This window comes from Pseudomonas sp. MPB26 (genome assembly GCF_046605355.1).
Lineage (GTDB): Bacteria > Pseudomonadota > Gammaproteobacteria > Pseudomonadales > Pseudomonadaceae > Aquipseudomonas > Aquipseudomonas cedrina.
Genome location: NZ_CP176793.1, coordinates 3,167,875 through 3,194,004 on the forward strand (window position 1 = coordinate 3,167,875; position 26,130 = coordinate 3,194,004).

At 60.4% G+C, this 26,130-nt stretch carries 23 protein-coding genes and 2 tRNA genes; 14 read left to right on the top strand and 11 right to left on the bottom strand.

The window, feature by feature from the left end; genetic code table 11:
• Positions 1 to 42: 42 nt before the first annotated feature.
• The gene (locus ACLH0H_RS14575) at positions 43 to 243 is read right to left on the bottom strand and encodes a hypothetical protein (RefSeq protein WP_057723913.1); all 201 of its coding nucleotides are present in this window, start codon (positions 241 to 243) and stop codon (positions 43 to 45) included.
• A gap of 312 nt (positions 244 to 555) precedes the next feature.
• Between ACLH0H_RS14575 and ACLH0H_RS14580 the strand changes: the two genes are divergently transcribed.
• The gene (locus tag ACLH0H_RS14580; protein ID WP_307389475.1) at positions 556 to 840 is read left to right on the top strand and encodes a DUF3509 domain-containing protein; all 285 of its coding nucleotides are present in this window, start codon (positions 556 to 558) and stop codon (positions 838 to 840) included.
• Positions 841 to 1,026: 186 nt separating this feature from the next.
• Here the strand turns inward: ACLH0H_RS14580 and ACLH0H_RS14585 are convergent, their stop codons facing one another.
• Positions 1,027 to 2,226, bottom strand: a complete 1,200-nt coding sequence (locus ACLH0H_RS14585; protein WP_411378571.1) for a CaiB/BaiF CoA transferase family protein — start codon at positions 2,224 to 2,226, stop codon at positions 1,027 to 1,029.
• A 148-nt stretch (positions 2,227 to 2,374) separates the two neighbouring features.
• On the opposite strand from ACLH0H_RS14585, the gene ACLH0H_RS14590 reads away from it, so the two are divergent.
• The gene (locus ACLH0H_RS14590) at positions 2,375 to 2,917 is read left to right on the top strand and encodes a YaeQ family protein (RefSeq protein WP_076949822.1); all 543 of its coding nucleotides are present in this window, start codon (positions 2,375 to 2,377) and stop codon (positions 2,915 to 2,917) included.
• A gap of 174 nt (positions 2,918 to 3,091) precedes the next feature.
• Positions 3,092 to 4,801 carry a single-stranded-DNA-specific exonuclease RecJ gene (gene recJ, locus ACLH0H_RS14595; protein ID WP_076949821.1) on the top strand — a complete coding sequence of 570 codons (1,710 nt, stop codon included), beginning with the start codon at positions 3,092 to 3,094 and terminating at the stop codon, positions 4,799 to 4,801.
• 136 nt (positions 4,802 to 4,937) lie between these two features.
• Here recJ and ACLH0H_RS14600 read toward each other — a convergent pair whose 3' ends face one another.
• The 4 genes from ACLH0H_RS14600 to ACLH0H_RS14615 form a co-directional block, all read right to left on the bottom strand.
• A complete protein-coding gene (locus tag ACLH0H_RS14600) occupies positions 4,938 to 6,224 on the bottom strand; it encodes a virulence factor family protein (RefSeq protein ID WP_411378572.1) in 1,287 nt (428 codons plus the stop codon).
• Positions 6,224 to 8,866 (bottom strand): bifunctional lysylphosphatidylglycerol flippase/synthetase MprF, encoded by a 2,643-nt coding sequence (gene mprF, locus ACLH0H_RS14605; protein WP_411378573.1) that lies wholly within the window; start codon positions 8,864 to 8,866, stop codon positions 6,224 to 6,226. Before mprF ends, ACLH0H_RS14600 begins: the two co-directional genes overlap by 1 nt.
• 279 nt (positions 8,867 to 9,145) lie before the next feature.
• A tRNA-Met gene (locus ACLH0H_RS14610) sits at positions 9,146 to 9,222 on the bottom strand.
• A gap of 198 nt (positions 9,223 to 9,420) precedes the next feature.
• A tRNA-Met gene (locus ACLH0H_RS14615) sits at positions 9,421 to 9,497 on the bottom strand.
• 278 nt (positions 9,498 to 9,775) lie between these two features.
• On the opposite strand from ACLH0H_RS14615, the gene dinB reads away from it, so the two are divergent.
• Entirely contained in the window at positions 9,776 to 10,834 is a 1,059-nt protein-coding gene (gene dinB / locus ACLH0H_RS14620) for a DNA polymerase IV (protein WP_411378574.1), read from the top strand.
• Positions 10,835 to 10,905: 71 nt separating this feature from the next.
• Here the strand turns inward: dinB and ACLH0H_RS14625 are convergent, their stop codons facing one another.
• From ACLH0H_RS14625 to ACLH0H_RS14640, 4 genes are all read right to left on the bottom strand, one after another.
• Positions 10,906 to 11,859: a hypothetical protein gene (locus ACLH0H_RS14625; protein WP_076949817.1), complete on the bottom strand. Its 954-nt coding sequence runs from the start codon at positions 11,857 to 11,859 to the stop codon at positions 10,906 to 10,908.
• Positions 11,860 to 11,879: 20 nt separating this feature from the next.
• Positions 11,880 to 13,595 carry a proline--tRNA ligase gene (locus ACLH0H_RS14630; protein WP_411378575.1) on the bottom strand — a complete coding sequence of 572 codons (1,716 nt, stop codon included), beginning with the start codon at positions 13,593 to 13,595 and terminating at the stop codon, positions 11,880 to 11,882.
• A 615-nt stretch (positions 13,596 to 14,210) separates the two neighbouring features.
• Positions 14,211 to 15,743 (bottom strand): AmpG family muropeptide MFS transporter, encoded by a 1,533-nt coding sequence (locus ACLH0H_RS14635; protein WP_411378576.1) that lies wholly within the window; start codon positions 15,741 to 15,743, stop codon positions 14,211 to 14,213.
• A gap of 43 nt (positions 15,744 to 15,786) precedes the next feature.
• A complete protein-coding gene (locus tag ACLH0H_RS14640) occupies positions 15,787 to 16,101 on the bottom strand; it encodes an MGMT family protein (RefSeq protein ID WP_189672136.1) in 315 nt (104 codons plus the stop codon).
• Between the two features lie 187 nt (positions 16,102 to 16,288).
• Here ACLH0H_RS14640 and ACLH0H_RS14645 point away from each other — a divergent pair, with 187 nt between their 5' ends.
• The 10 genes from ACLH0H_RS14645 to ACLH0H_RS14690 all read left to right on the top strand — a co-directional run bounded on the left by ACLH0H_RS14645 (position 16,289) and on the right by ACLH0H_RS14690 (position 24,973).
• A complete protein-coding gene (locus ACLH0H_RS14645) occupies positions 16,289 to 17,296 on the top strand; it encodes a DUF481 domain-containing protein (protein ID WP_411378577.1) in 1,008 nt (335 codons plus the stop codon).
• Between the two features lie 105 nt (positions 17,297 to 17,401).
• Complete coding sequence (locus tag ACLH0H_RS14650; protein ID WP_411378578.1) at positions 17,402 to 18,133, top strand: HugZ family protein; 732 nt, start codon at positions 17,402 to 17,404, stop codon at positions 18,131 to 18,133.
• A 66-nt stretch (positions 18,134 to 18,199) separates the two neighbouring features.
• Complete coding sequence (locus tag ACLH0H_RS14655; protein ID WP_186690459.1) at positions 18,200 to 18,676, top strand: FxsA family protein; 477 nt, start codon at positions 18,200 to 18,202, stop codon at positions 18,674 to 18,676.
• A gap of 247 nt (positions 18,677 to 18,923) precedes the next feature.
• Complete coding sequence (locus ACLH0H_RS14660) at positions 18,924 to 19,217, top strand: co-chaperone GroES (protein WP_057723898.1); 294 nt, start codon at positions 18,924 to 18,926, stop codon at positions 19,215 to 19,217.
• A 50-nt stretch (positions 19,218 to 19,267) separates the two neighbouring features.
• Entirely contained in the window at positions 19,268 to 20,914 is a 1,647-nt protein-coding gene (gene groL, locus ACLH0H_RS14665; RefSeq protein ID WP_076949810.1) for a chaperonin GroEL, read from the top strand.
• Positions 20,915 to 21,200: 286 nt separating this feature from the next.
• Positions 21,201 to 21,884: a two-component system response regulator ColR gene (gene colR / locus ACLH0H_RS14670; protein ID WP_026136965.1), complete on the top strand. Its 684-nt coding sequence runs from the start codon at positions 21,201 to 21,203 to the stop codon at positions 21,882 to 21,884.
• Entirely contained in the window at positions 21,874 to 23,154 is a 1,281-nt protein-coding gene (locus tag ACLH0H_RS14675; protein WP_186690463.1) for a sensor histidine kinase, read from the top strand. The genes colR and ACLH0H_RS14675 overlap by 11 nt, the downstream gene beginning before the upstream one ends.
• 190 nt (positions 23,155 to 23,344) lie before the next feature.
• A complete protein-coding gene (locus tag ACLH0H_RS14680) occupies positions 23,345 to 24,025 on the top strand; it encodes a class I SAM-dependent methyltransferase (protein WP_076949808.1) in 681 nt (226 codons plus the stop codon).
• Between the two features lie 4 nt (positions 24,026 to 24,029).
• Entirely contained in the window at positions 24,030 to 24,749 is a 720-nt protein-coding gene (locus tag ACLH0H_RS14685; protein WP_411378579.1) for a lipopolysaccharide kinase InaA family protein, read from the top strand.
• Positions 24,746 to 24,973: a hypothetical protein gene (locus tag ACLH0H_RS14690; protein WP_076949806.1), complete on the top strand. Its 228-nt coding sequence runs from the start codon at positions 24,746 to 24,748 to the stop codon at positions 24,971 to 24,973. The genes ACLH0H_RS14685 and ACLH0H_RS14690 overlap by 4 nt, the downstream gene beginning before the upstream one ends.
• Positions 24,974 to 25,032: 59 nt before the next feature.
• On the opposite strand, the gene ACLH0H_RS14695 is transcribed toward ACLH0H_RS14690, so the two are convergent.
• Entirely contained in the window at positions 25,033 to 26,130 is a 1,098-nt protein-coding gene (locus tag ACLH0H_RS14695) for a DUF1513 domain-containing protein (RefSeq protein WP_411382411.1), read from the bottom strand.

The window sequence follows — 26,130 nt, forward strand, 5'->3', positions numbered from 1 at the left end:
AGCGGCGTTTTTTGTTTCTGGCAGGCCCGAAAGAAATCTCGCCTATGTGAGCAGCTTGTGCGCCAGCGCCATTACCGTACCGACAGCCGTAAAGAAGCCTATCGCGATGCCCACGGGGTACCAGAAGATCTCACGGGTTATTTTGTGGACCTCGGCATTGAACTTGCGTTGTTCGGCATAGATACGTGATATGTCTGCGTGAATTTTCTCGATCGACGCCTGTTGTTCATTGTGTTCCAACATCATCTTCATCCTAAGCAATAAGGGCCTTTTGACATGCGCTCTTGCCCGCGCGGCAGAGTGATCAGCGCTCACCGAGTATAGGATTCACCCCCGGCTTGCGCGCCCGGCGAACCCCAAAACAGCAACCCATTGCGTAAGCAGTTATGTGTCGCCGTTTTTTGCCTGTCATGTTGCAAGCGCATGCTGGATACGTCATCCCCCGACAACCCCTGAAGACGAAAAAGCGAACTTTCCTACGTCACAACCAGTCACTTAGGATAGATGCAGCACCCGTTGAAACGATTGTTCCCGAACTATTGAGTGGTGATCGAGATGGAAAGTATCAGCCTATTGCTCGAAGAAGCACTGAGCCCTTATCAGGTTACGCTGACCACCTCTGGTGTGCAGGACGAGTGCCTGGTGACCGTGAAGAATCCTGCCGGCGCTATCGTGGTCGAACGTGAAGTCGACCGTGTGCAACTGATGGACAAGCGCATGCTGGTGGACGTGGTCGATTGCCTGTTGCGCGATATCAAAATTGCCGAAGGGCGCTTGGAACCCTCGGTCATCGCAGCGATGCGTAACGCCGCCCAGACCCGTGGCGCTGTCGCCGCATGAAGAATTGTTTAAACGTGGAAACTTCCCATAACACGGCCGGTCAGAGGTTGTAACAGCAAGAGCAAGCATTGTGCTCCGGTGCTTGTGGCTTGTTGTACTGGTCATTGTAAGGCCACGTTTAACCCCGAAGTGTCTCCCCACGCTTCGGGGTTTCTTTTTGCCTGGGTTTTCTCACACGCCCTGGCGTCAGATGGCGCCTTGTTCGCGCAGCCGCGTGATGGCTGCGGCGTCGTACCCCAATTTACCGAGCACCAGGCTGTTGTGCTCGCCCAGTTGCGGCCCGACCCATTCGCAACTGCCGGGCGTGTCCGACAGCTTGGGTACGATGCCGGGCATCTTGAATGCCTTGCCGCCGGGAAGCTGAGCCTTGAGGAACATTTCCCGGGCGAGAAACTGCGGGTCGCCCAGCATGTCTTCGGCGCTGTAGATGCGGCTGGCAGGCACTTGGGCCTTGTTCAAGGCCTCTATCACTTGGTCCAATGTGTGTGAGTTGACCCAGCGATCAATCACGCCGTACAGCTCATCACGACGACTGTCGCGCCCGTCATTGCTGGCAAGCACGGGGTCGTTGGCCAGGTTTTCGCGACCAATAGCTGTCATGAAGCGCTTGAAGATCGCATCGCCGTTGGCGCCGATCTGCACATGCTTGCCATCGGCGCTGGTATGGATCGAGGACGGCGTGATACCCGGCATGATGTTGCCGGTGCGCTCGCGAATAAAGCCGAACACGTCAAACTCCGGGATCATGCTTTCCATCATGGCAAAGATGGCTTCGTACAGCGCCACATCCACGACCTGGCCCAGGCCGCCGTTGACTTCGCGATGACGCAGCGCCATCAACGCGCCGATCACTGCCCACAGTGCCGCGATCGAGTCGCCGATGGAAATGCCGGTGCGCACCGGAGGGCGGTCTTCGAAGCCGGTGATGTAGCGCAGGCCTCCCATGGATTCACCCACCGCGCCGAACCCTGGCTGGTCTTTCATCGGCCCGGTCTGCCCGAAACCCGAGAGGCGCACCATCACCAGTTTTGGGTTGAGCGCATGCAGGGTTTCCCAGCTCAGGCCGAGCTTTTCCAGCACGCCGGGGCGGAAATTTTCGATCAGGATGTCGGCGTCCGCCAGCAACTGCTTGAGGATGGCCAGGCCGTCGGGGTGCTTGAGGTTCAGCGTCAGCGACTGCTTGTTGCGCGCCTGCACAAACCACCACAACGAAGTGCCCTCGTACAGCTTGCGCCATTTGCGCAGTGGGTCGCCGCCGTCCGGCGATTCGACCTTGATGACCTCGGCGCCGAATTCGGCGCAGATCCGTGACGCGAACGGGCCGGCGATCAGGGTGCCGAGTTCGATGACTTTCAGGCCGGCAAGCGGTTTGGCATTAAACGACATGGGGATCCTTGTCTGCGCGGGGCGGTGGTGTGATGCCTTTTAACATAGGCAGGCCGTTCAGGGATAAGCCTGATGCGGCGCAGGATTCGTTGAATTGCCTCGCCATCGGTTAGACTGGCCGCCTTTCCCTGTCTTTAGAAGCCCGTTCATGGCCCAGCCGTCCACGACCTACAAATTCGAACTCAACCTCACCGACCTTGATCGTTCGGTGTACGAGAGCGTCAAACAGACCATCGCCCGCCACCCGTCGGAAACCGAAGAGCGCATGACCGTGCGTCTGCTGGCCTACGCCCTCTGGTACAACGAGCAGTTGTCGTTCGGCCGTGGCCTGTCAGATGTAGACGAACCGGCCTTGTGGGAAAAAAGCCTGGATGATCGCGTGTTGCACTGGATCGAAGTGGGCCAGCCCGATGCCGATCGCTTGACCTGGTGCTCGCGCCGCACCGAACGCACCAGCCTGCTGGCCTACGGCAGCCTGCGTGTCTGGGAAGGCAAGGTGGTGCCGGTGGCGAATAACCTGAAGAACGTGCACATCGCCGCAGTGCCGCAGGAGATCCTGGAGGTTCTGGCCAAAGACATGCCCCGTGTGATCAAGTGGGATGTGATGATCAGCGAAGGCACGATCTTCGTGACTGACGACCGTGGCCAGCATGAAGTGCAATTGCAATGGCTGGTCGGCGGACGCGATTAAAAAATGTGGGAAGCAGCTTGTGTGGGAGCGGGCTTGCCCGCGATTGTATCGCCGCGTTGTAGCTGTTTCACCGAGCCGTACGCATCGCAGGCAAGCCAGCTCCCACATAAGGTCTGTACCGCTTGCAGGATTGTTGTTTAACCGTTGTATCAGTAGAGAAGTTTCCGTCACCCCATGCGTATCGATCCCCGCCCGTTGCCCGCTGTCCTGCCGTTTCTTGGTGAATTGCCACCGCTGTTGACCCGTCTTTATGCCGCGCGCGGTGTGCAGTCCGAGGCCGAGCTGGATAAAAGCCTGGCGCGGTTGATTCCCTATCAGCAGCTCAAGGGAATCGACGCGGCGGTGGACCTGCTGGTGACGGCGCTGGAGCAGCGCCAGCGCATCCTTATCGTCGGCGACTTCGACGCCGACGGCGCCACTGCCAGCACCGTGGGCACCTTGGGTCTGCGCTTGCTCGGCGCGGCCCATGTCGACTATCTGGTGCCCAATCGCTTCGAGTACGGCTACGGCCTGACCCCGGAGATCGTCGCCGTGGCCCTGCAGCGTGAGCCGCAGTTGTTGATTACCGTGGACAACGGCATCTCCAGCGTCGAAGGCGTGGCGGCGGCGAAAGCGGCAGGGCTGCAGGTATTGGTGACCGACCACCATTTGCCCGGCGATGAATTGCCAGCGGCCGATGCGATCGTCAACCCGAATCAGCCGGGCTGCGAGTTTCCGAGCAAGGCCCTGGCCGGCGTCGGCGTGATTTTCTACGTGCTGATGGCCTTGCGCGCGCGCCTGCGCAGCTTGGGCTGGTACGCGAACACACCTCAGCCGAACATCGGCGAACTGCTCGACCTGGTCGCCCTGGGCAGCGTTGCCGACGTGGTGCCGCTGGACGCCAACAACCGCATCCTGGTGCATCAGGGCCTGGAGCGCATTCGGGCCGGCCGTGCGCGACCGGGCATCAAGGCGATTCTGGAAGTGGCCAAGCGCGACGCTGCGCGCATCACCTCGACCGACCTGGGCTTTATCCTCGGGCCGCGCCTGAACGCCGCTGGCCGCCTGGATGACATGAGCCTGGGGATCGAATGCCTGCTCACCACCGACGTTGCCGCCGCGCGGGAAATGGCTGCGCAGTTGGACGGCATGAACCAGGACCGTAAATCCATCGAGCAGGGCATGCAGCGCGAAGCCCTGGCCCAGCTCAAGGACTTGCCGGTGGAGTCGATGCCCTACGGGCTCTGCCTGTTCGACCCGGAATGGCACCAGGGCGTGATCGGTATCCTGGCGTCACGCATGAAAGAGCGCTATTTCCGCCCGACCATCGCCTTTGCCGATGCCGGCGATGGCCTGCTCAAGGGCTCGGGGCGCTCTGTGCAGGGTTTTCACATCCGTGACGCCCTGGCAGTGGTGGCCAGCCAGCATCCCGACCTGATCGCCAAGTACGGCGGCCACGCCATGGCGGCGGGGCTGACACTGCGTGAAGAGAACTTCCCGTTGTTTGCCGAGGCCTTCGATGCCGAGGTGCGTCGGCAACTGTGCGAAGAGGACCTCACCGGCCGGCTGCTGACCGACGGCACCCTGGCGGTGGAAGAGTTTCACCTGGAGCTGGCCCGTGCATTGCGCCACGCCGGCCCGTGGGGGCAGCACTTTCCGGAGCCGCTGTTTCATGGCGTGTTCCAACTGGTGGAGCAGCGGGTGGTGGGGGAGCGGCACCTGAAAGTGGTGCTCAAGAGCGAATGCGGATCGGTGAAACTCGATGGCATTGCGTTTGGGGTGGACCGTGAGGTCTGGCCCAACCCGACGGTGCGTTGGGTGGAGTTGGCCTACAAGCTGGATGTGAACGAGTTTCGCGGGAATGAAACCGTGCAACTGATGATTGCGCACATCGAACCGCGCTAGCCCTTATCAACACCGCAAAACCAATGTGGGAGCGGGCTTGCTCGCGAAAGCTGTAGATCAGTCACATCATCTGCGACTGATACATCGCTTTCGCGAGCAAGCCCGCTCCCACAGTTGGTTTGCGCCTTGCCTGGGATTACTCGGCTTTATCCTTGGCCTGATGCTTCACGATGATATCCACCAAGCGCTTGGCCAGCGCCGGGTAGTTCTCATCAAAGTGATGCCCACCTGGCAACTTCAATGCTTCACCCACCGCCGTCTTGTCCGTGCAGCCGCTCTCGTCGACTTCTTCGGCGCCGTAGATACACACCACTTTGTCAGCCGGCAGCTTCGCCATTTCAGGGCCCGTGGCGGCTTCTTTACCGGCGTTACCCAGCCAGCCTTCCACTTCGATTTCAAAGCTGCCAGTGCGCGCGAACGCCAGCAGGATAATTGCGTCCACGCGTTGCTGCTCGTTTGCCGGCAAGCGGTTGTAAATGGCCGGCAATACATCGGCACCGAACGAGTAACCGGTCAGCACGAAGCGCTTGGTGCCCCATTTCTGCCGGTAGTGCTGCATCAGCTCGGTAAGGTCCTTGGCGCTTTGTTCCGGGGTCTTGTGCTGCCAGTAGTAGCGCAAGGTATCGATGCCCACCACCGGGTAGCCGATCTTGGCCATCTCTGCAGCCACGTCGCGGTCCAGGTCACGCCAGCCGCCATCACCGGAAAGGAACAGGGTGACGGTGTCGTTGGCTTGGCCGGCCGGTACTTCAACCACCGGGATCGCCAGGCCGCCGTTGTCCGAACCCACCAGTTGCTTGCGCAGCTCGTTGTTCAGCACTTGCGGGTAATGAATGTCGTAGTCGCTGATGCTGGTGGTGGCGCGTGGTGTGTCGCGTACGAAACTGGCGCTTTCATCGTCAGGGTTATCGTTCCAGGCTACCAACCAATTGCCGTGCGCGGCGGTTTTCGGCAGGGGGTCGTTGCAGCCTTCCTGCACCAACGCGAAACCGACGGAGATGGCATTGGCCTTGTCGTCATTCTGGCTGGCGAGCCAGCGCCAGGCGAGCGCGGCGCCAGGGCCGATGCCGCTGACCAGGGTCGCCGGGCCTTTCAATTGGCCCAGCGCGCTTTGCAGCGCCTGTTCCTGCAACTTGCAATCGTCCTTGGGCAGGATCACCTGGACAATCTGCGCCTTGCCGCCTTGGCTCAGTGCAATCAGCTGGCTGTCGGTCAGGCGTTCATCGGCCATCACGGCCACGGCCACGCGGGCTTTGGGCGTGCCGTTGGGGGTCACACGGGTCATGACCGAGCCGTCGGCCTGGGGCAGTTGCTCCAGGGCCGGCTGCGGGGCAGGGCGGTTCCAGTACCAGAAGCCGCCACCCGCGATCAGGGCGAGCAGCACTATGAGGGCCAATACATACCGCCAGGAACGTCGAATCATCAGCGTTTCACCAATCCAGTCAAGCCGCCCGCGATCAGGGCGGCGGTATCGGCCAGTGCCACCAGCGGGTCAAGTCCCGCGGGCACGGCCATGTAACGGGGTTCCCAGTCGGGCTGGAACTTGTCTTTGAAGCGGCGCAAACCTTGGAAGTTATACAGTTGCTCGCCACGGCGGAACACCATCGAGCCCAGGCGTTGGGTCAGCGGGGCGCCACGTCGCGGTTGCAGGCCCGACAACGGCACCATGCCGAGGCTAAAACGGGCGTAGCCGTGACTCTTATAATGTTGAATCAGGCCGACCATCATGAATTCCATGGTCAGCTTGGGCGCGTCCGGGTGGGCGCGCATCAGGTCGAGGCTGGCCAGGTCGTGGTTATAGGTCTCGAGCAAGTTGGCGAAGGCCACCGGGCGTCCTTCGAAGCGGATGATCGCAATGCGAAAGTGCTTGAGGTATTCGTCGCTGAAACGTCCCAGGGAAAAGCCTTTTTCCCGCACGTTCTTGCCGGTCAGCCAGGCATCGGAGATCACCTTGAGTTCGTCCATCGGCGCCGTGCCCGGCTCATGGATTTCCAGCGACAGGCCATCGCGAGTGCCACGGTTCCAGGTGTAGCGCAGGTCCTTCATCTCTTTGCCCTTGGCTTCCAGGTCAAAGCGTTTCAGGTCGACGCGGGCTTCTTCGCCCAGCTTGATCGCGGTGAGGCCGATGTCCATGTAGTACGGCAGGTTTTCCGCACGCACCTGGTAAAACACCGGACGCGCGTGGTGAATGTCGCACAGGTCACGGAACTGCCAGATCATCTCCGCCCGTGGCTGGGTCGGGCCGATCGGGTCGTACAAGGCTACCAGGCTGCGTCCGCGGCGGGCGTACATGAGGAAAGCTTCATCATTGGGGTGAAACAGCAGCGCTTTGTCGCCGGTCAGCGCGAGGCCGCCGTCGGGCTGGGAGGAGGCCATCAGGATCTTGCTGGCGCGCTCCAGCTCGTCGGGTGTCGGCAAATGGATCACCGGACGCGCGGTGCGCAGCAGCCAGGTCAGCGACACGATCACCAGCAGCACGGCGGCGCCCAGCAGCGAGCGCAGGCCGCGTGGGGCATTGGCGTCCAGGGTGAACTGCCACCACAGCTGGTGGCTATAGGGCACATCCTGATACGCGAACAGCAGCAGCCAGATCGACGCCCCCAGTACGCACACGCTGGCCACCAGGTACAGCGGCGAGAAGGGCAATTCGGTGAGGCGGCTGGCGCGGTAGAACGAGCGCCGGAAGATCGCCAGCAGGATCGCGGTCATGGTCATCAGGCTGGCTTCTTCCCAGTCGAAACCCTTGAGCAGCGAAAGCAGGGCGCCCGCCAGCAGCAGCACCATGGTCAGCATCCAGGCGGCCGACAAGCGTCGACGCAGACCCTGGGCCAGCAATAGGCACAGTACGCCGATCAGGCTGGCGCCAAAGTGCGAGGCATCAATCAGGCGGTGGGGAATCAGAAAGCCGATGTTTTCCAGACGAGAGTCGATTTCGGGCGTGGCGCCAGAGAACAGCAGGACCACGCCGGACAAAAAAACCAGTACGGCCAGTACTGGCGCCGCCAGCCCCGAGGCAACCCGCAGACTTTGCTGGGTCTGGAACAGACGCTGCGCTTCGTTGACCAGCAGAAACACGCAGGCGATCAACAGCGGCAGCACCACATAGATCATTCGGTACAGCAGCAGGGCGGCGGCCAATGGCGCGGCGCCCAGTTTGTCGGCGAAGGCCGCCAGCAGGATTGCTTCGAATACACCTACGCCGCCGGGGACATGGCTGAGCACGCCGGCGGCCAGGGCCAGCAGGTACACCAGCAGGAAGGGGCCGAACGGTGGTGCTTCCGGCAGCAATAGATAAAGCACGGTGGCGGCGGCGGCCACGTCCAATGCGGTGATGACCAACTGCAGGAAGGTCAGGCGACGGCCGGGCAGGCGCAGGGTGCGGCGGCCGGCTTTTACCAGCAGGTTATCCGGGTAAGGTTGCTCCGGCAGACGACGGCGGTAAATGCCGATGCACAGCGCCGCCGATAACAGCAGCACGGCACCGGCAACGCCGCCGAGCACGCTTTGCGGTAAGTGCAGGTAAGTGGATGCGGCCGGCAAGTTGCTCAAGGTGGCCAATGCCGCCAGGGGCGGCAACGCGCAGCCCAGGGCCAGGCTGGCGAATACCGTCATGTGCGCGACTTCCGAAGCCCCGATGCCATGGCGTGCATATAAACGATAGCGCACCGAACCGCCGGAGAGCATCGACAAGCCGATCGCATTGCCGATGGCAAATGCGGTAAAGCCACCCAGTGCCAGGGTCTTGGCGGGCAGTTTTACCCCCGCGTAGCGCGCGCCGGAAAATTCGTAGCCCAACAGAATGACGAAACCGGCGACCGCTGCGGCAACGGCGCCGAGCAGGGCGGGCTTGGGCACTTCCAGGATCGAATCGTGGAGCGCGTAAAGATCCAGTTCCAACAGCAGGTGTCGGCAGGCAATCAGGGCAATGGCAAACAGCAATAACGTCACGGCCAACCCGATGGGTTGCCGGTACTTGCTCACCAGATCCAGCCAGCGCAAACGAGTGGGTGTGATCGGTTGTTCTGCTGTGACAGTGTCTTGTGGTTCAGACGAGTTGGCGCGCATCAATCACCTCGTGGATTGTGCGCGACAGGATGGAGGTATCCAGCCAAGTTACCAATCCCTATGGACAAAATAATTACAAATATTAACGCGTATCGCCGGATGCGGCGACAGCGGCCATTGGTCGTAGAGGGAAGCGCTAAAACATTGAGCATAGCTCGCATGGAGATGGACTCAACAAACCCCGCAGGGTTTCATGAAAGATGCCATACCATTGTTTCAGAAGAACTTTTTCACCGGATACAAAAAAGGCCACTCTTTCGAGTAGCCTTTCTTGATGTTTGGTTGCGGGAGCCGGATTTGAACCGACGACCTTCGGGTTATGAGCCCGACGAGCTACCAGACTGCTCCATCCCGCGTCTGTGGCCGGCATTCTACAGTCCAGCGACGAGGTGTCAACCGTTAATGGATGTATCGGTCAAATAAGTGTGATTTGGCGTGCCAGTCACCCTAAGTTCCCGATTGAAAAAGCTTTTGTAGTGAGCGGGCTTGCCCGCTCACTACAAAAAAAGCACGCACAAAAAAGGCCACTCTTTCGAGTAGCCTTTTTTGATGTTTGGTTGCGGGAGCCGGATTTGAACCGACGACCTTCGGGTTATGAGCCCGACGAGCTACCAGACTGCTCCATCCCGCGTCTGTGTGTCGGCATTCTACAGAGGAACGCGAGTGTGTCAACCCGTGAATTAAAGAAAAGCGCTTGTGCTTCAATCGGTTAGCTCTCCAAAAAGGCTGTCGGATGCCCGCCGGCCCAGTACGGCCAAGGGTTTCAGCTCTATCGGAACGCCAAATTCGATTGAGAAAATAAATTCATCAGAGACTTTTCCTACCGCTTAGAGGGAAGATTCAAACTACTGGTGCTATATACAGGTGCGGATGCGATACTGGCCACCCGTACGTTCACACCCCGTTTATATGACGCAGCGCAAAATCATCCACGTCGACTGTGATTGCTTCTACGCCGCCATCGAGATGCGCGATGACCCGAGTCTGGCGCAAAAACCGCTGGCGGTGGGCGGCTCGGCGGACCGACGCGGGGTGATCGCCACCTGCAACTACGAGGCGCGTGCCTATGGCGTGCGCTCGGCCATGTCGTCCCGTCACGCCTTGAAGCTGTGCCCGGACCTGACCATCGTCAAGCCGCGCATGGATGCTTATAAAGAAGCGTCGAAGGAAATCCAGACGATCTTTCGTGACTACACCGACCTGATCGAGCCATTATCCCTGGATGAGGCCTACCTGGACGTGTCCGACAGCCCGCACTTTGGCGGCAGTGCCACGCGCATCGCCCAGGATATTCGCCGCCGCGTCTCCAACCAGCTGCACATCACCGTGTCCGCCGGTGTGGCGCCAAACAAGTTCCTGGCCAAGATCGCCAGCGACTGGAAGAAGCCCAACGGGTTGTTTGTGATTACCCCGGACCACGTCGAAGATTTTGTCTCGCAGTTGCGGGTCAGCAAGTTGCACGGTGTCGGCAAGGTGACCGCTGACAAACTGGCGCGCCTGGGCATCGAGGACTGCCTGCAGCTTCGCGAGTGGAACAAGCTGGCGCTGGTGCGCGAATTCGGCAGTTTTGGCGAGCGACTCTGGAGCCTGGCCCGTGGGATAGATGATCGCGTGGTACAGAACGACAGTCGCCGGCAATCGATCAGTGTGGAAAACACTTACGACGTAGACCTGCCAGATCTTTCAAGCTGCCTGGCCAAACTCCCTGAACTGATGGACACCCTGGCGGGGCGCATGGCGCGTATCGACAGCAGCTACCGGGCGGGCAAGCCGTTCGTCAAAGTGAAGTTTCATGACTTTACCCAGACCACCCTGGAACAGGCGGGGGCGGGGCGGGACCTGGAAAGTTATCAACAGTTGATGACGCAGGCGTTCAACCGAGGCGGCAAGCCGGTGCGGTTGCTGGGGATTGGGGTGCGGTTGCTGGACCTCAGTGGCGGCAACGAGCAACTCGAATTTTCCTGGTAGAAACCGGACCCAAAAAATGTGGGAGCAGGCAAGCCAGCTCCCACATTTGAATGTGCAGCAGTTTCAAAATATCAGCGGGCGCCTGGGTCCGCGACGAGCCGCCCCGCATCCTTGGTCAGCGCCTGCAGGAATTCCTGCTGCAACTCCGGATCATTGCGGGTCAGTTCGATCAGGCTTTGTTCCAGTTCGCTGGCTTCTTCTTCCAGGCCCAGCTCCGACAGGCGCTTGACCCGGTGCACCCACTGGCTGACTTCGTCGTCTTCCAGGTCGTCGTAGATCAGGCCATGGGCTTCCAGCAACTTGCCACGCAAGGTGTTGCTGACCGCCAGGGTCGAGTCCGAATGCACGTCGTCCTGGCCATCTTCCACGCTGATTTTCAAGGTGGTGACGCGGTTCAGGTCCTGCTCGGCAAAGGGGCTGTCCAACAGGTTCAGGCGCAGCACGCCGTTGCGGTCGGTGGTCAGCTCATGCACCTGCTTGCCGGCGGTGACCTGTACCGGCCGTTCGCTCCACGGCAGGCTCGAATACTCCACACGCTTGTCGCGCTGGACTTCATCGATACCCGCCAGGTTCTGCTGCGCACGGCCGTGTGACTGCACGTTCATGAACGGGTTGAGACCGTCCACGCCGTAGATGAGCCAATCGTGGGTCATGCTGGTAGGCAGGTTGCCGAGGGCGAAGATATTCGCCACGTTGGCACCAGCGCCCGCCACCAACGCTACCGCGCCCAGGGGCATCTCGTAGAGCTTGCGCCAGGGTTGGTAGGGCGTGTAGCGGTCGTAGCGACGGGTGACTTCGAATTCGGTGACCTCGAAAGTCTTCTGCTCATGAATGCGAACCCGGCGTTGCGGCAGCTCCAGCACTTTGGGTTCGCCTACATCGATCTGCAGGCTGTGGTCGAGCAACTTACGCTCGACCCGCTCCTCGTGCTCACTGCGTTGCGACATCTGGTTGGCGCAGCCGCTGACCAGCAGGGCGCCGCACAACGCGGCGCCCCCCAGGGCTCTGGTGTTTCGCTTGAACATGACTTCTCTTGATCTGGTTTTCAGCGACGAATACGCGCCTGAAGGAAAGACAGCACGTCAGCCACCGGCAACGGTTGAGCTTCGGCTTCGGTCCGGCTCTTGTATTCCAGATTGCCATCGGCAAGGCCGCGGTCACTGACCACGATCCGGTGCGGGATGCCAATCAGTTCCATGTCGGCGAACTTGATGCCCGGGCTGGTTTTCTTGTCCCGGTCATCGAGCAACACTTCAAAACCCGCCGCCGTCAGTTCGGCATAGAGTTTGTCGGTGGCTTCGCGCACCTGCTCGGTTTCATAACGCAGCGGTACCAGCGCGACTTGGAACGGCGCCAGCGCGTCACTCCAGATGATGCCTTTTTCGTCGTTGTTCTGCTCGATGGCAGCGGCCACCACGCGGGACACGCCGATGCCGTAGCAGCCCATTTCCAGGGTGATCGGCTTGCCGTTCTCGCCCAGCACTTCGCACTTCATCGCCTTGCTGTACTTGTTGCCCAGCTGGAAGATGTGCCCGACTTCGATGCCGCGCTTGATTTCCAGCGTGCCCTTGCCGTCCGGGCTTGGGTCGCCGGCCACCACGTTACGCAGATCGGCAACGGTCGGAACCGGCAGGTCGCGCTCCCAGTTCACGCCGAAGTAGTGCTTGTCGTCGATGTTCGCGCCGATAGCGAAGTCGCTCATCAGTTCGACCGAACGGTCGATGATGATCGGCAGCGGCAGGTTCAGCGGGCCGAGCGAGCCGGCGCCGGCGCCAATGGCGTCGCGCAGCTCGGCGTCGGTAGCCATCACCAGCGGGTTGGCCACGCCAGGCTGCTGGGCGGCTTTGATTTCGTTGAGTTCGTGGTCGCCACGGATCACCAGCGCAATCAGCTTGCCTTCTTCTTCGGCGCGCACAATCAGGGTCTTGATGGTCTTTTCAATCGGCAGATTGAATTTCTCCACCAGGGCCGCGATGGTCTTGGTGTCCGGTGTATCCACCAGGCGCAGTTCTTCGGCCGGTGCAGGGCGCGAAGTTTCCCGTGGCACGGCTTCGGCTTTTTCGATATTCGCCGCGTAGTCCGAACCGTTGCTGAACACGATGTCGTCTTCGCCGGACTCGGCCAGTACGTGGAATTCGTGGGAGCCGGCGCCGCCGATGGAACCGTTGTCCGCTTCAACCGGGCGGAATTTCAGGCCCAGGCGCGTGAATACATTGCAGTAGGCCTCGTGCATGCGGTCGTAGGTGACCTGCAGCGATGCCTGGTCAGGGTGGAACGAATAGGCATCCTTCATGATGAATTCGCGACCGCGCATCAAACCGAAGCGCGGGCGGATCTCATCACGGAATTTGGTCTGGATCTGATACAGGTTCAGCGGCAGCTGCTTGTAGCTGCTCAGCTCGTTGCGCATCAGGTCGGTGATCACTTCTTCGTGGGTCGGGCCGGCGCAGAAATCGCGGCCGTGACGGTCCTTGAAGCGCAGCAACTCGGGGCCGTACTCTTCCCAGCGCCCGGATTCCTGCCACAGCTCAGCCGGTTGGGTGCTCGGCATCAACACTTCCAGAGAGCCGGCGGCGTTCATTTCTTCACGAACGATGGCTTCGACCTTGCGCATCACCTTCAAGCCCATGGGCAGCCAGGTGTACAGGCCGGAAGCGAGCTTGCGGATCATGCCGGCGCGCAGCATCAGCTGATGGCTGATCACGACCGCGTCGGAAGGCGTTTCTTTCTGTGTGGCGAGCAAATATTGACTGGTACGCATGGTAGGCCGTTGTCGGTTGCTTGGACTTGAAATGACTTGGGATTGTACGGGCGGTTGCTGTCGGAGTACAGGCGTCAGAAGTGCAGGGCTTTGTGTGGGAGCTGGCTCGCCTGCGATGAAATCGCCTCGGTGCGACAGATGCACCGCGCCGTCCGCATCGCAGCATGGGCATCTACACAACTTTCAACGGTGTGTGGCGAGGAGCTTGCTTGGCGGCCTTCGGGCCGACCGTTTTTTTGGGTTTGACCGAGTACATATCCGTTGCTGCGGTAACGGCGGCTTAGGGTTCCGCCCTTACGGCGGGTCACTTTTTGAAGAGCGCTGTATGGACCGGACACATGGTTGACGGGGCGCCCCAGATCAAGAACAAAAACAAAGCGCGGCGGCCTTAGAGCCGACCGGTATTGATGTCGAACTCGGTTCAAAATGTGGGAGCTGTCGAGCCCCAGCGAGGCTGCGAAGGCGGCGGCACTGCTGGCATTTTTTTCGCCTGACCCACCGCTTTCGCAGCCTCGCTAAAGCTCGACAGCTCCCACAGGGAGATTGGTCAACTGAAAGTTGTGTAGATACCCATGCGCATCGCAAGCAAGTCAGCTCCCACATAACCGAGTTGGGTCAGTCTTCCTCGGGTGGACTCAACCGAATCCGCCGATTCTCCTGATACCAGTGCAACGCAATCAGCAGCAGCGTCGGCACGCCGAGCATGCAAGTGATCAGGAAGAAATTGTGATACCCGAACTTTTCCACCATCACCCCCGAATACCCGCCGATCAGGCGCGGCAGCAACAGCATGATCGAGCTGAGCAAGGCGTATTGGGTGGCGGAAAACTTGAGGTTAGTCAGGCTCGACAAGTAGGCAACAAAGGCCGACGTCGCCATGCCTGAGCTGAAGTTATCCAGGGAAATCGTGAAAATCAGCATCTGCAAGTCGGGGCCCATGTCGGCCAGCGCCACGAACAGCAGGTTGGTGCCGGCGGAAAACACCCCGCCGATAAACAGGATCGGCAGGATGCCGAACCGCACAATCAACAGGCCGCCCATGCCGGCGCCGAGCAGGGTCATGATCAGGCCGAAGATCTTACTGACCCCGGCGATCTGGTCCTTGGTAAAGCCCTGGTCGATGTAGAACACGTTGGCCATCACGCCCATTACTGTGTCGGACATACGATAAGTGGCGATCAGCCCCAGCAGCAGCAACGCCTGCCAGCGGTAGCGCAGGATAAAGTCGTTGACCGGTGTGAGCACCGGCGCCAGGCCTCGGCGCCCCATGGCCGAGAGGCACAGCGCGGTGAGAGTTATATAGAGGATGGCACGCAGGAACGCGCGATCGTCCATCAGCAAATCCCACAGGCTTACGCCCTGGAACACCACGCTGGCGAAATCTGTGTTGTACAACTGGGTAAACATCGCCGGAACCGACACCAGCAACACGATCAGCACAAACACCGAGACGAGCTGATGCATGAAGCTGTAGCGCCCGGCCTGCAGCTGGGTGCGCAGCGGTACATTGGGTTCGCGCATGAACAAGGTAGTCAGCAGCGCCGGGATCATCAGCACGCCAAACAGCACATAGGTGCCGGCCCAGGCCGAGTGTTTATAGTTGAAGCCGGTGGAACCGAAACCTTCGGCAAAAAACAGTGCGCCTGCGGTGGCCAACAGGGCGGCGATGCGATAACCGGACATATAGCTTGCGGCGAGGGCGGCCTGGCGGCTGTCATCGGCGATTTCCAGACGGTAGGCGTCGACCGCAATGTCCTGGGTGGCGGACGCGAAGGCGACGACCACGGCGATAGCGATCAACCAGGACAAGTGTTTCTGCGGGTCGCAAAAACCCATGCCGATCAATCCGAGGATCACCAGCGACTGGGCCAGCACCAGCCAGGAGCGGCGGCGTCCGAGTTTTCCGAGCAGCGGCAGGCGCCATTGGTCGAGAAGCGGCGACCACACCCATTTGAAGGCATACGCCAGGCCGATCAGGCTCGCATAGCCGATGGTCTCGCGCGCCACACCGGCTTCACGCAACCACACTGAGAGCGTCGAGAACACCAACATGTAAGGCAAGCCGGCGGCAAAGCCGAGCAACAACAGCACTAACGTCGAGGGGCTGGCATAGGCGGCGAGCGCGGCGCGCCAGGTTTTACGGGGCATGGGCTGGAGTCTGCCTCAGATTCACGGAAACAAAGCGCGCACTCTAACCGCTGTGCTCTACCGGGCGCCAGCCATGGCGCTGAATATCCACGCGATTATTGCGGACTGTGACGCCTTCATCGCGCAAACGCGCGCGTTGCTCGTCACCCGAGGCACTGCCCACCGGCAGACTTATCCGACCACCGGCACCCAGCACGCGGTGCCAGGGTAATTTGGTGTCGTCGGGGAGTTGGCTCAGGGTACGGCCAACCCAGCGTGCCGCGCGACCGAGGCCGGCCAGTTGGGCCAGCTCGCCGTAGCTCACCACGCAGCCTTCGGGCACTTGCGCCAAGGTCAGGTAAAGCGCGGTACGGCGCATTTCGGCGGGGCTTTGCGGGGGCTCGGCGGGTTGATTCACTGTGGGTATCCGTTGAGAACGTCTGTCTTAATGTAAGAAACGTCTGTAAACATGGCCTCGACAATTGAACTGAATATAAATCCTTGAGTCAGTCCTAGCTAACGCGATAATGCCCTCTTTTCGCCAACTTCGAGCCTCGAATCCGCTTATGTTGTCCAGAACTCTGTTATGCCTCGCTGTTTTCAGCGCCTCCACGCCCTTGCTGGCCGATACCGTCTGGTTGAAGAACGGTGACCGCCTGACCGGCAAGATCAAAGTCTTCGACGGCGGCAAGCTGCTGATCCAGACCGATTATGCGGGCGCCATTCCCGTGGACTGGAAGCAGGTGAAAACCCTGGAAAGCGACCAGGAACTGCTGGTCAAGCAGGACGCCTACACCGGCGAGAAGGCCAAATCGCTGAAAGCGGCCGACGACGGCAAAGTGGTGCTGGCCAATGGCGAAGCGCCCAAGACCGTCGAGCTGGCCAGCATCCAGCAGATCATCAAGCCAAAACCTGTGATCACGGACCTGGTGTGGAAAGGCAATGTGGACATGGCGCTGGACTACAAGCGCGCCGACAAAGACACCAATGATTACGACGTCGATTTCAAGACCACCGCGCGTCATGGTCAATGGCGCCATACCGGGCAGGGCGAATACAACCGCGAATTCCAGGACGATGTCACCACCACCGACAACTGGTCCCTGGAATACGACCTGGACCGCTTCCTGACCGAACATTGGTTCTGGCAGGGGCGCTTGACCTACAAGCGCGACAAGGTCGAAGACCTGGCCCGCCAGCGCACCGTCGGTACGGGCCCGGGCTATCAGTTCTGGGACGATGAGCTGGGCGCTTTCTCCCTCGGCTCGCTGGTCAATCGCACCGACTACGAATACGCCGATGGCGGCAAGGACAATTTCTATTCCCTGGCCATGAAGTGGAACTACAACCGCTACCTGATCGGCAAGACCGTCGAATTCTTCACCGACGGCGAAGTCGGCAAGCCTATCGGCGGGCCGTCGGCGTATTCGCTGGATGCGGAAATGGGCCTGCGCTACAAAGTCACCGAGTGGGCCTCCCTCAACCTCAAGGCCGAGCGCGACGTTATCAGCGGCGACTCCGACAGCAGTTTGAGCAAGACGCGCTACACCGCGGGCTTTGGCGTGGCCTGGTAACACCGGCGAACAAAGCCTGCCTGGCAACCTTTGCGGTTATTGATTACCTTGCGTGAGATCCATTCCCATAAGCCATGGGCGGCTGCATACCCGAGGAGTCAAACGTTGAGCGCACAGGTTGCCAAGAACGCCCGAGAGCTGTTGCTCAAGGAATACCGTGGGGCTCTCTCCACACACTCCAAAGCCATGCCTGGCTTCCCGTTCGGTTCGGTGGTGCCGTACTGCCTCGACGAGCAGGGCCAGCCATTGATCCTGATCAGCCGTATCGCCCAGCACACCCATAACCTGCAAAAAGACCCTAAGTGCTCGTTGCTGGTGGGTGAGCGGGGCGCGGATGACGTGCAGGCGGTCGGGCGCCTGACCTACCTGGCGCAAGCCGAAAAACTGGAGGAGGGCGTTGCCATCGAGGCGGCGGCCGAGCGTTATTACCGCTATTTCCCCGATTCGGCCAACTACCACAAGGCCCACGACTTCGACTTCTGGGTGCTCAAGCCGGTGCGCCACCGTTACATCGGCGGCTTTGGCGCAATCCACTGGATCGACCAGTTGACCCTGGCCAACCCGTTCGCGGGCAAGGCCGAGCGCAGCATGGTCGAACACATGAACAGCGATCACGCCAAGGCCCTGGCCCATTACGTCGAGTTGGCCGGCCTGCCTGCGTCGCAGCCCGCGCAGTTGGCCGGCATCGACAGCGAAGGCATGCACCTGCGCATCGGTCAGTCCTTGCATTGGTTGCCGTTTGCAGAATCTTGCAACACCCCGACACAGGTACGCGAAGCCCTGGTTTTATTGGCTCACGCCGAGGTCTGGCCGAAAAAAGAAGACGTTGTCGCTTGAATTCACGAAATGGCGACGTCATCTAAGGTGGACTGGCAAGGCATTCTTGCGTTGAGGAACCATTTGATGCGCCCTTTTTTATTGCTCTTTCTGCTGTTCCCGGTGTTGGAGCTGTTCGTATTCGTTCAAGTCAGCAGCGCGATCGGGTTTTTCCCGGCTCTGCTGTTGATCATTCTCGGCTCGATGCTCGGCGTCCTGGTGCTGCGCGTCGCCGGCCTGGCCACGGCACTGCGTGCCCGTGAAAGCCTGAACCGTGGCGAGCTGCCCGCGCAGACCATGCTTGAAGGCCTGATGATGGCCCTGGCCGGTGGCCTGTTGATCCTGCCGGGCTTTATCAGTGACGTGGTCGGCCTGGTGATGTTGCTGCCGGTCACTCGAAAGCTGCTGGCCGGCAAGATGCGCCAGCGTGCTGAAGAGGCCGCGATCCGCCAGCGTGCCTTCGCCGATGACCTGCAACCCCGTGGCGGTCCGGCTCCGCGCCAGCCGTTGGGACGAGAAGGGGATGTGATCGAAGGCGAGTTCGAACACCGCGACAACAAATAAACGCTGCACCTGCACGGCACCCTCGGGTGCCGTGCTGCATTTACCCCGTGTCAGACACAAAAAATTTCATCCGCAGCCCCTTGTAATCACCGCCGGCGCCCTTATGTAAGGGTCACCGCAAGGTTTCTGGTGGTGACACTAGACAGACTTCCGCGTCTCGCCCCGCGAGCCGCGACCGGCACCGCCGGAATTTAACCCGCCGGAATTGATACCGGCCGATGAAAAACACAATTAGGAGAGATCGACAATGAAGCTTCGTCCTCTGCATGACCGCGTCGTCATCCGTCGCAGTGAAGAAGAAAAGAAAACCGCTGGCGGCATCGTCCTGCCAGGTTCGGCTGCTGAAAAAGCCAACCACGGTGTGATTCTGGCTGCGGGTCCGGGCAAGGCTCTGGAAAACGGTGAAGTACGTGCGCTGGCCGTGAAAGTGGGTGACAAGGTTGTTTTCGGCCCTTACTCCGGCAGCAACACTGTGAAAGTCGACGGCGAAGACCTGCTGGTAATGAGCGAGAACGAGATTCTCGCCGTTCTGGAAGACTGATTTCCCCGCTCATTTTCCCGTTACTACAAAGTATTTAAGGAATATCGATCATGGCTGCTAAAGAAGTTAAATTCGGCGATTCCGCCCGCAAGAAAATGCTCACCGGTGTCAACATCCTGGCTGATGCAGTAAAAGCGACCCTGGGCCCTAAAGGCCGTAACGTGATCATCGAGAAAAGCTTCGGCGCTCCGACCATCACCAAGGACGGCGTTTCGGTAGCAAAAGAAATCGAACTGGAAGACCGTTTCGAGAACATGGGCGCGCAGCTGGTCAAAGACGTTGCCTCCCGTGCCAACGATGACGCAGGCGACGGTACCACCACCGCCACCGTGCTGGCCCAGGCCATCGTCAACGAAGGCTACAAGGCCGTCGCTGCCGGCATGAACCCGATGGACCTCAAGCGCGGTATCGACAAGGCGACCATCGCCATCGTTGCCGAGCTGAAAAACCTGTCCAAGCCATGCGCTGACACCAAGGCTATCGCTCAGGTAGGCACTATCTCCGCCAACTCCGACAGCTCCATCGGCGACATCATTGCCGAAGCCATGGAAAAAGTCGGCAAAGAAGGCGTGATCACCGTTGAAGAAGGCTCGGGCCTGGAAAACGAACTGTCGGTTGTAGAAGGCATGCAGTTTGACCGTGGCTACCTGTCCCCGTACTTCGTCAACAAGCCGGACACCATGGTTGCCGAGCTGGACAGCCCGCTGATCCTGCTGGTCGACAAAAAGATCTCCAACATCCGCGAAATGCTGCCAGTCCTGGAAGCCGTTGCCAAAGCCGGCCGCCCACTGCTGATCGTTTCCGAAGACGTTGAAGGCGAAGCCCTGGCGACGCTGGTTGTGAACAACATGCGTGGCATCGTTAAAGTCGCGGCCGTCAAGGCACCAGGCTTCGGCGATCGTCGCAAGGCCATGCTGCAGGACATCGCCGTATTGACCGGCGGTACCGTTATCTCCGAAGAGATCGGCCTGAGCCTGGAAAGCGCCACCCTGGAAAACCTGGGTAGCGCCAAGCGCGTGACCATCTCCAAGGAAAACACCATCATCGTTGACGGTGCTGGCGTTGAAGGTGACATCGAATCGCGTATCGCCCAGATCCGCGCCCAGGTTGCCGAGACTTCCTCGGACTACGACCGTGAAAAACTGCAAGAGCGTCTGGCCAAGCTGTCCGGCGGCGTTGCAGTGATCAAGGTTGGCGCCGGTTCCGAAGTTGAAATGAAAGAGAAGAAGGCCCGCGTTGAAGACGCCCTGCACGCAACCCGTGCAGCCGTCGAAGAAGGCGTGGTACCTGGCGGTGGCGTTGCGCTGATCCGTGCTCTGGAAGCCCTGACCAACCTGACCGGCGACAACGCTGACCAGAACGTCGGTATCGCTGTGCTGCGTCGTGCTGTTGAAGCACCGCTGCGTCAGATCGCCGCCAACTCCGGTGACGAGCCAAGCGTTGTGGTTAACCAGGTCAAGAGCGGCCAGGGTAACTACGGTTACAACGCTGCGTCCGGTGAGTACGGCGACATGATCGAAATGGGCATCCTGGACCCTACCAAGGTGACTCGTTCGGCGCTGCAAGCGGCATCTTCCATCGGCGGTCTGATCCTGACCACCGAAGCGGCGATCGCTGAAGCACCGAAGAAAGACGGTGGTTCTGGCGGCGGTATGCCAGACATGGGCGGCATGGGTGGCATGGGCGGCATGATGTAAGCCAGCCTTACCCCCGTACCGAAAAAGCCCCGCCTGCAGTGATGCAGGCGGGGCTTTTTAATGGCGCGAATAAGGCCGGTGTAGTGAGCGGCGTATCAACGGGCAATAGGCGACGATTTTGTATGCGCCACCGTGGTCAGTCTGTGAAGGTATAGTGAAAATCTCGTTCAGTCGAAATATCGGTTGAAAACCTATATCGATAGCCTTCCCGGCCTATCCCTGAACCCCGCTTGGCCTTAAGCTGCGCGAGCCATCACGGCCGTTACCGCGTACGGAGACACTGCCCATGCGAATTTTATTGGTTGAAGACAACCGCGATATTCTGGCCAACCTGGCCGATTACCTGGGGTTGAAGGGTTACACCGTGGACTGTGCGCAGGACGGTTTGTCGGGCTTGCACCTGGCCGCCACCGAGCATTACGACCTGATCGTGCTCGACATCATGCTCCCCGGTATCGATGGCTACACCCTGTGCAAACGGCTGCGCGAGGATGCGCGACGCGACACGCCGGTGATCATGCTGACTGCCCGAGACCAACTGGATGACCGGCTGCAGGGCTTCAAGTCCGGTGCCGATGATTACCTGCTCAAGCCGTTTGCCCTGTCGGAGCTGGCCGCGCGCATCGAAGCGGTGCTGCGCCGTGCCCAGGGTGGCGGACGTCGCGCCCTGCAAGTCGCCGACCTGAGCTACGACCTCGATACCCTGGAAGTGACCCGCGAAGGTCGCCTGCTCAAGCTCAACCCGGTCGGCCTGAAGCTTTTGGCGGTGCTGATGCAGAAGAGCCCTCACGTATTGCGCCGCGAAATTCTCGAAGAAGCGTTGTGGGGCGATGACTGCCCGGACAGCGACAGCCTGCGCAGCCATGTTCACCAACTGCGCCAAGTGATCGATAAACCGTTCGCCAAGCCGTTGCTGCAAACGGTGCACGGCGTCGGTTATCGCCTGGCCGAGGGTCGTGATGGAGTTTAAGCAGAGCCTTGCCCAGCGGATCATCATTGCCTTTGCGTTGATGAGCGCATTGGTGGCGGGGGCCTTTGCCATGGGCATCGTCGCGACCGTGCACCTGGTCGAAGAGAAGCTGATTTCGGCAGGGTTGGGCGGAGACCTGCAACGCCTGCTGCTGATGGACACGGTCGAGGACTGGCGGCACCGGCCCGAGCCGGACCAGTTGTTCTATTTCAGCGGCGGGCCTGGCGATTTTGAGTTGCCCAAGGACTTGCGCCACCTTGAGCCCGGCTTCCATGAAGTGTTTCGCGAATCGCTGTCGTACCACGCGATGGTCGAAGTGGTCGATGGCCGACGCTACGTGCTGTTGCAGGATCAGAGCGACTTCGAAGAGCGCGAGCGGGTGCTGTTTGCGGTGGTCATGGTGGGCTTCGTGCTCAGCCTGGCGTTGGCGGTATTTCTTGGCTGGGTGTTGGCGCGCAAAGTGATGGCGCCGGTCGTGCGTCTGGCCCGCCAGGTACGTCACCGTGACCAGTTGCTGGGCCTGGCACCGCCGTTGGCGCCGGACTACGCAGCGGATGAAGTGGGAGAGCTGGCCGTGGCGTTTGACGCCACACTGGGGCGCCTGCGCCAGGCGCTGTCCCGTGAGCAGCTGTTTACCAGCGACGTCAGCCACGAGCTGCGTACGCCCTTGATGGTGCTGGCCAGCTCCTGCGAACTGTTGCTGGAAAACCCGGCGATCGATCAGCGTGGCCGTAACCAGGTCGAGCGCATCGCCCGTGCCTGCGAAGAAATGCGCGAACTGGTACAGACCTTCCTGATGCTGGCCCGCGCCGAGCATGACGACGGCACCATGTCGCCCCAGGTTACCCTGGAGCAGGTGGCCGATGACCTGCTCGGTATCTGGCGTGAGCCCATCGAGCGCAAGGGCCTGGAGCTGATCTACCAGCCGGGCGACCCGTTGGATACCCGTTATAACGCCACGTTCCTGCACGCCGTCATGGGCAACCTGCTGCGCAACGCCCTGCATTACACCGAGCAAGGCTTCATTCGGCTTACCCTGGAGCCGAGTGGTTTTGTGGTGGAAGACTCCGGTGTCGGCATTCCCGAGGACAAACGCGAAGCGATGTTCGAGCCGTTCGTGCGCGGCAACGAGAAGCGCGGGGACGGCCTGGGCCTGGGTCTGTCGCTGGTCCAGCGGATCTGCGAGAACCAGGGTTGGAGCGTGAGCCTCAGCACCATGGAGCCCAATGGTTGTCGCTTTCACGTGCAATTGAGTCAGGCCAGCGCCTGACTCCACCCTCTGCCGCTATCCTGCCAGAGGTCCCCGCAATTCGGCGAAGATGGCCCCATGCTATTGCTTATCTCTGTAAAGTCTTGAAATGTATGGGGATTGGACAGGACAAGTTTTTCACAAAGGGTTGACCTCTTGATCACAGACTGCTGCCTAAGGTTGTCGGCATCAGCAACTGGAGATCTGCAAGATGTCGACCCCGATCAAACTTGAATTTTCCGACAAGTACGACGACGAGCACGCCCACGAATATTTGCTCAAGCATCAGGACAATCTGGCGCGCCGGTTGTCCCACAAGCGCGACGAGCAATTGGCCCGTGGCGCGCTGGCGATGGCGGGTGAGCCCGGCCTGGTGCTTGACCTGCCGTGCGGAGCCGGGCGTTTCTGGCCGCTGCTGGCTGAAAAACCCAACCGTGTGATTATCGGTGCCGATAACTCTGCATCCATGTTGAAGGTCGCGTCGGTCGCCCAGCCCGCCGAAGTGGTGAAACGGGTACGACCCTTGCAGACATCTGCGTTTGATATCGAGTTGCCGGATAACTCGGTCGACAGCATTTTTTGTATGCGCCTGTTGCACCACATTGGTGACCCGGCGCACCGGCTGGCGATATTGCGGGAGTTTCAGCGCGTTACCCGTGACAGCGTGATCATTTCGCTGTGGGTCGATGGCAATTTCAAAGCCTGGAAGCGCAAGCGTCTCGAAGGGCAGCGTCGCAAGAAGGGTGAGCAGGAAGGTTACCAAAACAGATTTGTGTTACCGGCTGCTACTGTCGAAGCAGAATTCGAGGAAGCCGGTTTTCGTGTTCAGGAGTCCCTGGACTTCATACCGCTGTATGCCATGTGGCGGGTGTATGTATTGCGCAAGAGGTAACACGATGGCAGTTGAGTGCGTAGCAGGCAGTCACGTAGCTCCCGAAGAGAGATTCGATTATTTCTGGCGCCAGCAAGGCGAGTGGGTTGAAGAACCCAACCGCCGGCGGGGTGGTGAAAGTGGCGTGCAGCGCGTAATCAGCGCCAATGGACGCTTGCTCTACAGCAAGCGCCAGACCGGGCATATCTACCGCAGTTGGCTGCACCCCTTCGGGCGCCCCACCGTGCTGCGCGAGCGCGACGCCATCAAAGGCCTGCGCCTGTTGGAAGTGCGCGTCCCGGAGATGGTGTTCTGCGAAGCGCGTCGCGACCCTGAGCACCGCTGGCAGGCACTGCTGGTGACAGCCGCCCTCGACGGCTTCGACGAAATTGAAAACTGGTACGCCGCCGGCGGCCGTGAGCGCTACGGTGAAGAGGTACACGAGCGTGTGCTCAAGGAATTGGCCGGCACCCTGGCGCGCATGCACAAAGGCCGCTGGCAGCATGGTTGCCTGTACATCAAGCATATTTTCGTACGGGTGACCGGCGAAGGTGACACGGCCAGCGTTCAAGTGGCGCTGCTGGATTTCGAGAAATGCCGCCAGCGCCTGACCGCTTATCGGGCAGCGTCCCATGACATGCTGCAATTGCGCCGCCATTCGTCGTGGAGCGATACCGACTGGCAAAAACTCAGCTACTTTTACGAGACGGCGTTTGGCAGCGCTATCAAGGGTTTAAGCAGATGAAGCTAGAAATAGCACGAGGTTTGTTTCTGGTCGGGGCGCTGGGCGTTGCAGCCGTGGCGCTGGCGGCCTGGGAACAGCCTCGCACACAGGTGCTCAGTGCAACGCACAGTGGCGAGCAATGCCCGCTGCCGCGCGTTGCCAAGGCGAGTGTGGCGGTCAAGCCTGATCATGACCTGTTGCTGTTCATGTTCGGCATGTCTCAGGGTATGAGGCCGCAGAGTTGAAACGATTCAAACCCCCAGGAAAGGGCCTTGCGATGCGAGGCCCTTTTTTTGTGCGAGGTTTAGACCAGGTGCAGATGGTTGTCCCAGAGCCCAGCCGGCAACTCCAGCGGTTTGGCTGCCAACTGTTTCTGGCGGCAATCGTAGAAGCGGCAACGGCCCTGGCCTGATGTCACGACAAACCCATCGTCCACTGCACCCACGCCGGCGCAGTCGGGTAAGGGAGCATCCAGGCGTAGCGCGCCACTGTCCATGTCCCAGATGAAGAAACGGTTGCCCCGTGGCGCAGTCAACGCCACCAGGCGCAGTTCGCTGTGCACGGCAACGCTGGCGGTGTAATGCCCCATGGCCTGCAATTGTTCATCGGCCACCGGGAAGGCCGCGAAAGGCTGGCCCGGACGTTTGATCGCCAGCAACTCCGAGCGCTCCTGGGACGGTCCCATGAACTGCTGGCCGGTGAGGATGGTGCCATCGCTGGCGATCCCCATATGGCGCACGCTGTTCATCTGCTGGGCCAGGGTTTCCTTGCTGATCAGGCTGCCATCGCGGTGCATCAATACCAGGCTCGGTTCCATGGCGTCGAGGTTCATCTCCACGCGGCTTTCGGCTTCGGTACGTATGCCGCCGTTGGCCACCACCAGGGTTTCGCCATCGGGCATCCACGACACTTGATGCGGGCCGATGCCGTGGGTGGAGATTTCGCCGCTGTGCACCAGTCGCTCGCCTTCGAACCGGTACACGCCGAGCAGCCCACGGCCGGGGTCGGAGGTGTCGTTTTCGGTGGCATACAGCCAGTCACCGCTCTTGTGGATGACCGCGTGGCCGTAGAAGTGGCGATTGGCGTTGGAGGTGATGGTTTGCAGCAGCGCGCCATTGCGCAGGTCGACCAGGTAACTCTCGGTGCCCGGGCGACGGGCGACGAACAGCGCAATCGGCAGTGTCGGGTGGTTGATGATGTCGTGGCAACGCTGGCCGACCTGGGTGGCGAACACTTGTTTACCGTCCAGGCGATAACCCACGGCGTAGTGCTTGCCGTCTGCGTCATCGCGCGCCGACAGCAGCAGCGGGCCCGCGGACTTACCTTTGAATAGCGTCCAGCCACCCAACGTGAGCGCGCTGAGCAGCACGCTGCCAACGGCCAAAACCTGTCGCCTGAGCAT

Bases quoted from the DNA above. Each gene is read 5' to 3' on its own strand.
- ACLH0H_RS14575 (WP_057723913.1), bottom strand. From the start codon at position 243: ATGTTGGAACACAATGAACAACAGGCGTCGATCGAGAAAATTCACGCA.
- ACLH0H_RS14580 (WP_307389475.1), top strand. From the start codon at position 556: ATGGAAAGTATCAGCCTATTGCTCGAAGAAGCACTGAGCCCTTATCAG.
- ACLH0H_RS14585 (WP_411378571.1), bottom strand. From the start codon at position 2,226: ATGTCGTTTAATGCCAAACCGCTTGCCGGCCTGAAAGTCATCGAACTC.
- ACLH0H_RS14590 (WP_076949822.1), top strand. From the start codon at position 2,375: ATGGCCCAGCCGTCCACGACCTACAAATTCGAACTCAACCTCACCGAC.
- recJ (WP_076949821.1), top strand. From the start codon at position 3,092: ATGCGTATCGATCCCCGCCCGTTGCCCGCTGTCCTGCCGTTTCTTGGT.
- ACLH0H_RS14600 (WP_411378572.1), bottom strand. From the start codon at position 6,224: ATGATTCGACGTTCCTGGCGGTATGTATTGGCCCTCATAGTGCTGCTC.
- mprF (WP_411378573.1), bottom strand. From the start codon at position 8,866: ATGCGCGCCAACTCGTCTGAACCACAAGACACTGTCACAGCAGAACAA.
- dinB (WP_411378574.1), top strand. From the start codon at position 9,776: ATGACGCAGCGCAAAATCATCCACGTCGACTGTGATTGCTTCTACGCC.
- ACLH0H_RS14625 (WP_076949817.1), bottom strand. From the start codon at position 11,859: ATGTTCAAGCGAAACACCAGAGCCCTGGGGGGCGCCGCGTTGTGCGGC.
- ACLH0H_RS14630 (WP_411378575.1), bottom strand. From the start codon at position 13,595: ATGCGTACCAGTCAATATTTGCTCGCCACACAGAAAGAAACGCCTTCC.
- ACLH0H_RS14635 (WP_411378576.1), bottom strand. From the start codon at position 15,743: ATGCCCCGTAAAACCTGGCGCGCCGCGCTCGCCGCCTATGCCAGCCCC.
- ACLH0H_RS14640 (WP_189672136.1), bottom strand. From the start codon at position 16,101: ATGCGCCGTACCGCGCTTTACCTGACCTTGGCGCAAGTGCCCGAAGGC.
- ACLH0H_RS14645 (WP_411378577.1), top strand. From the start codon at position 16,289: ATGTTGTCCAGAACTCTGTTATGCCTCGCTGTTTTCAGCGCCTCCACG.
- ACLH0H_RS14655 (WP_186690459.1), top strand. From the start codon at position 18,200: ATGCGCCCTTTTTTATTGCTCTTTCTGCTGTTCCCGGTGTTGGAGCTG.
- ACLH0H_RS14660 (WP_057723898.1), top strand. From the start codon at position 18,924: ATGAAGCTTCGTCCTCTGCATGACCGCGTCGTCATCCGTCGCAGTGAA.
- groL (WP_076949810.1), top strand. From the start codon at position 19,268: ATGGCTGCTAAAGAAGTTAAATTCGGCGATTCCGCCCGCAAGAAAATG.
- colR (WP_026136965.1), top strand. From the start codon at position 21,201: ATGCGAATTTTATTGGTTGAAGACAACCGCGATATTCTGGCCAACCTG.
- ACLH0H_RS14675 (WP_186690463.1), top strand. From the start codon at position 21,874: ATGGAGTTTAAGCAGAGCCTTGCCCAGCGGATCATCATTGCCTTTGCG.
- ACLH0H_RS14680 (WP_076949808.1), top strand. From the start codon at position 23,345: ATGTCGACCCCGATCAAACTTGAATTTTCCGACAAGTACGACGACGAG.
- ACLH0H_RS14685 (WP_411378579.1), top strand. From the start codon at position 24,030: ATGGCAGTTGAGTGCGTAGCAGGCAGTCACGTAGCTCCCGAAGAGAGA.
- ACLH0H_RS14690 (WP_076949806.1), top strand. From the start codon at position 24,746: ATGAAGCTAGAAATAGCACGAGGTTTGTTTCTGGTCGGGGCGCTGGGC.
- ACLH0H_RS14695 (WP_411382411.1), bottom strand. From the start codon at position 26,130: ATGCTCAGGCGACAGGTTTTGGCCGTTGGCAGCGTGCTGCTCAGCGCG.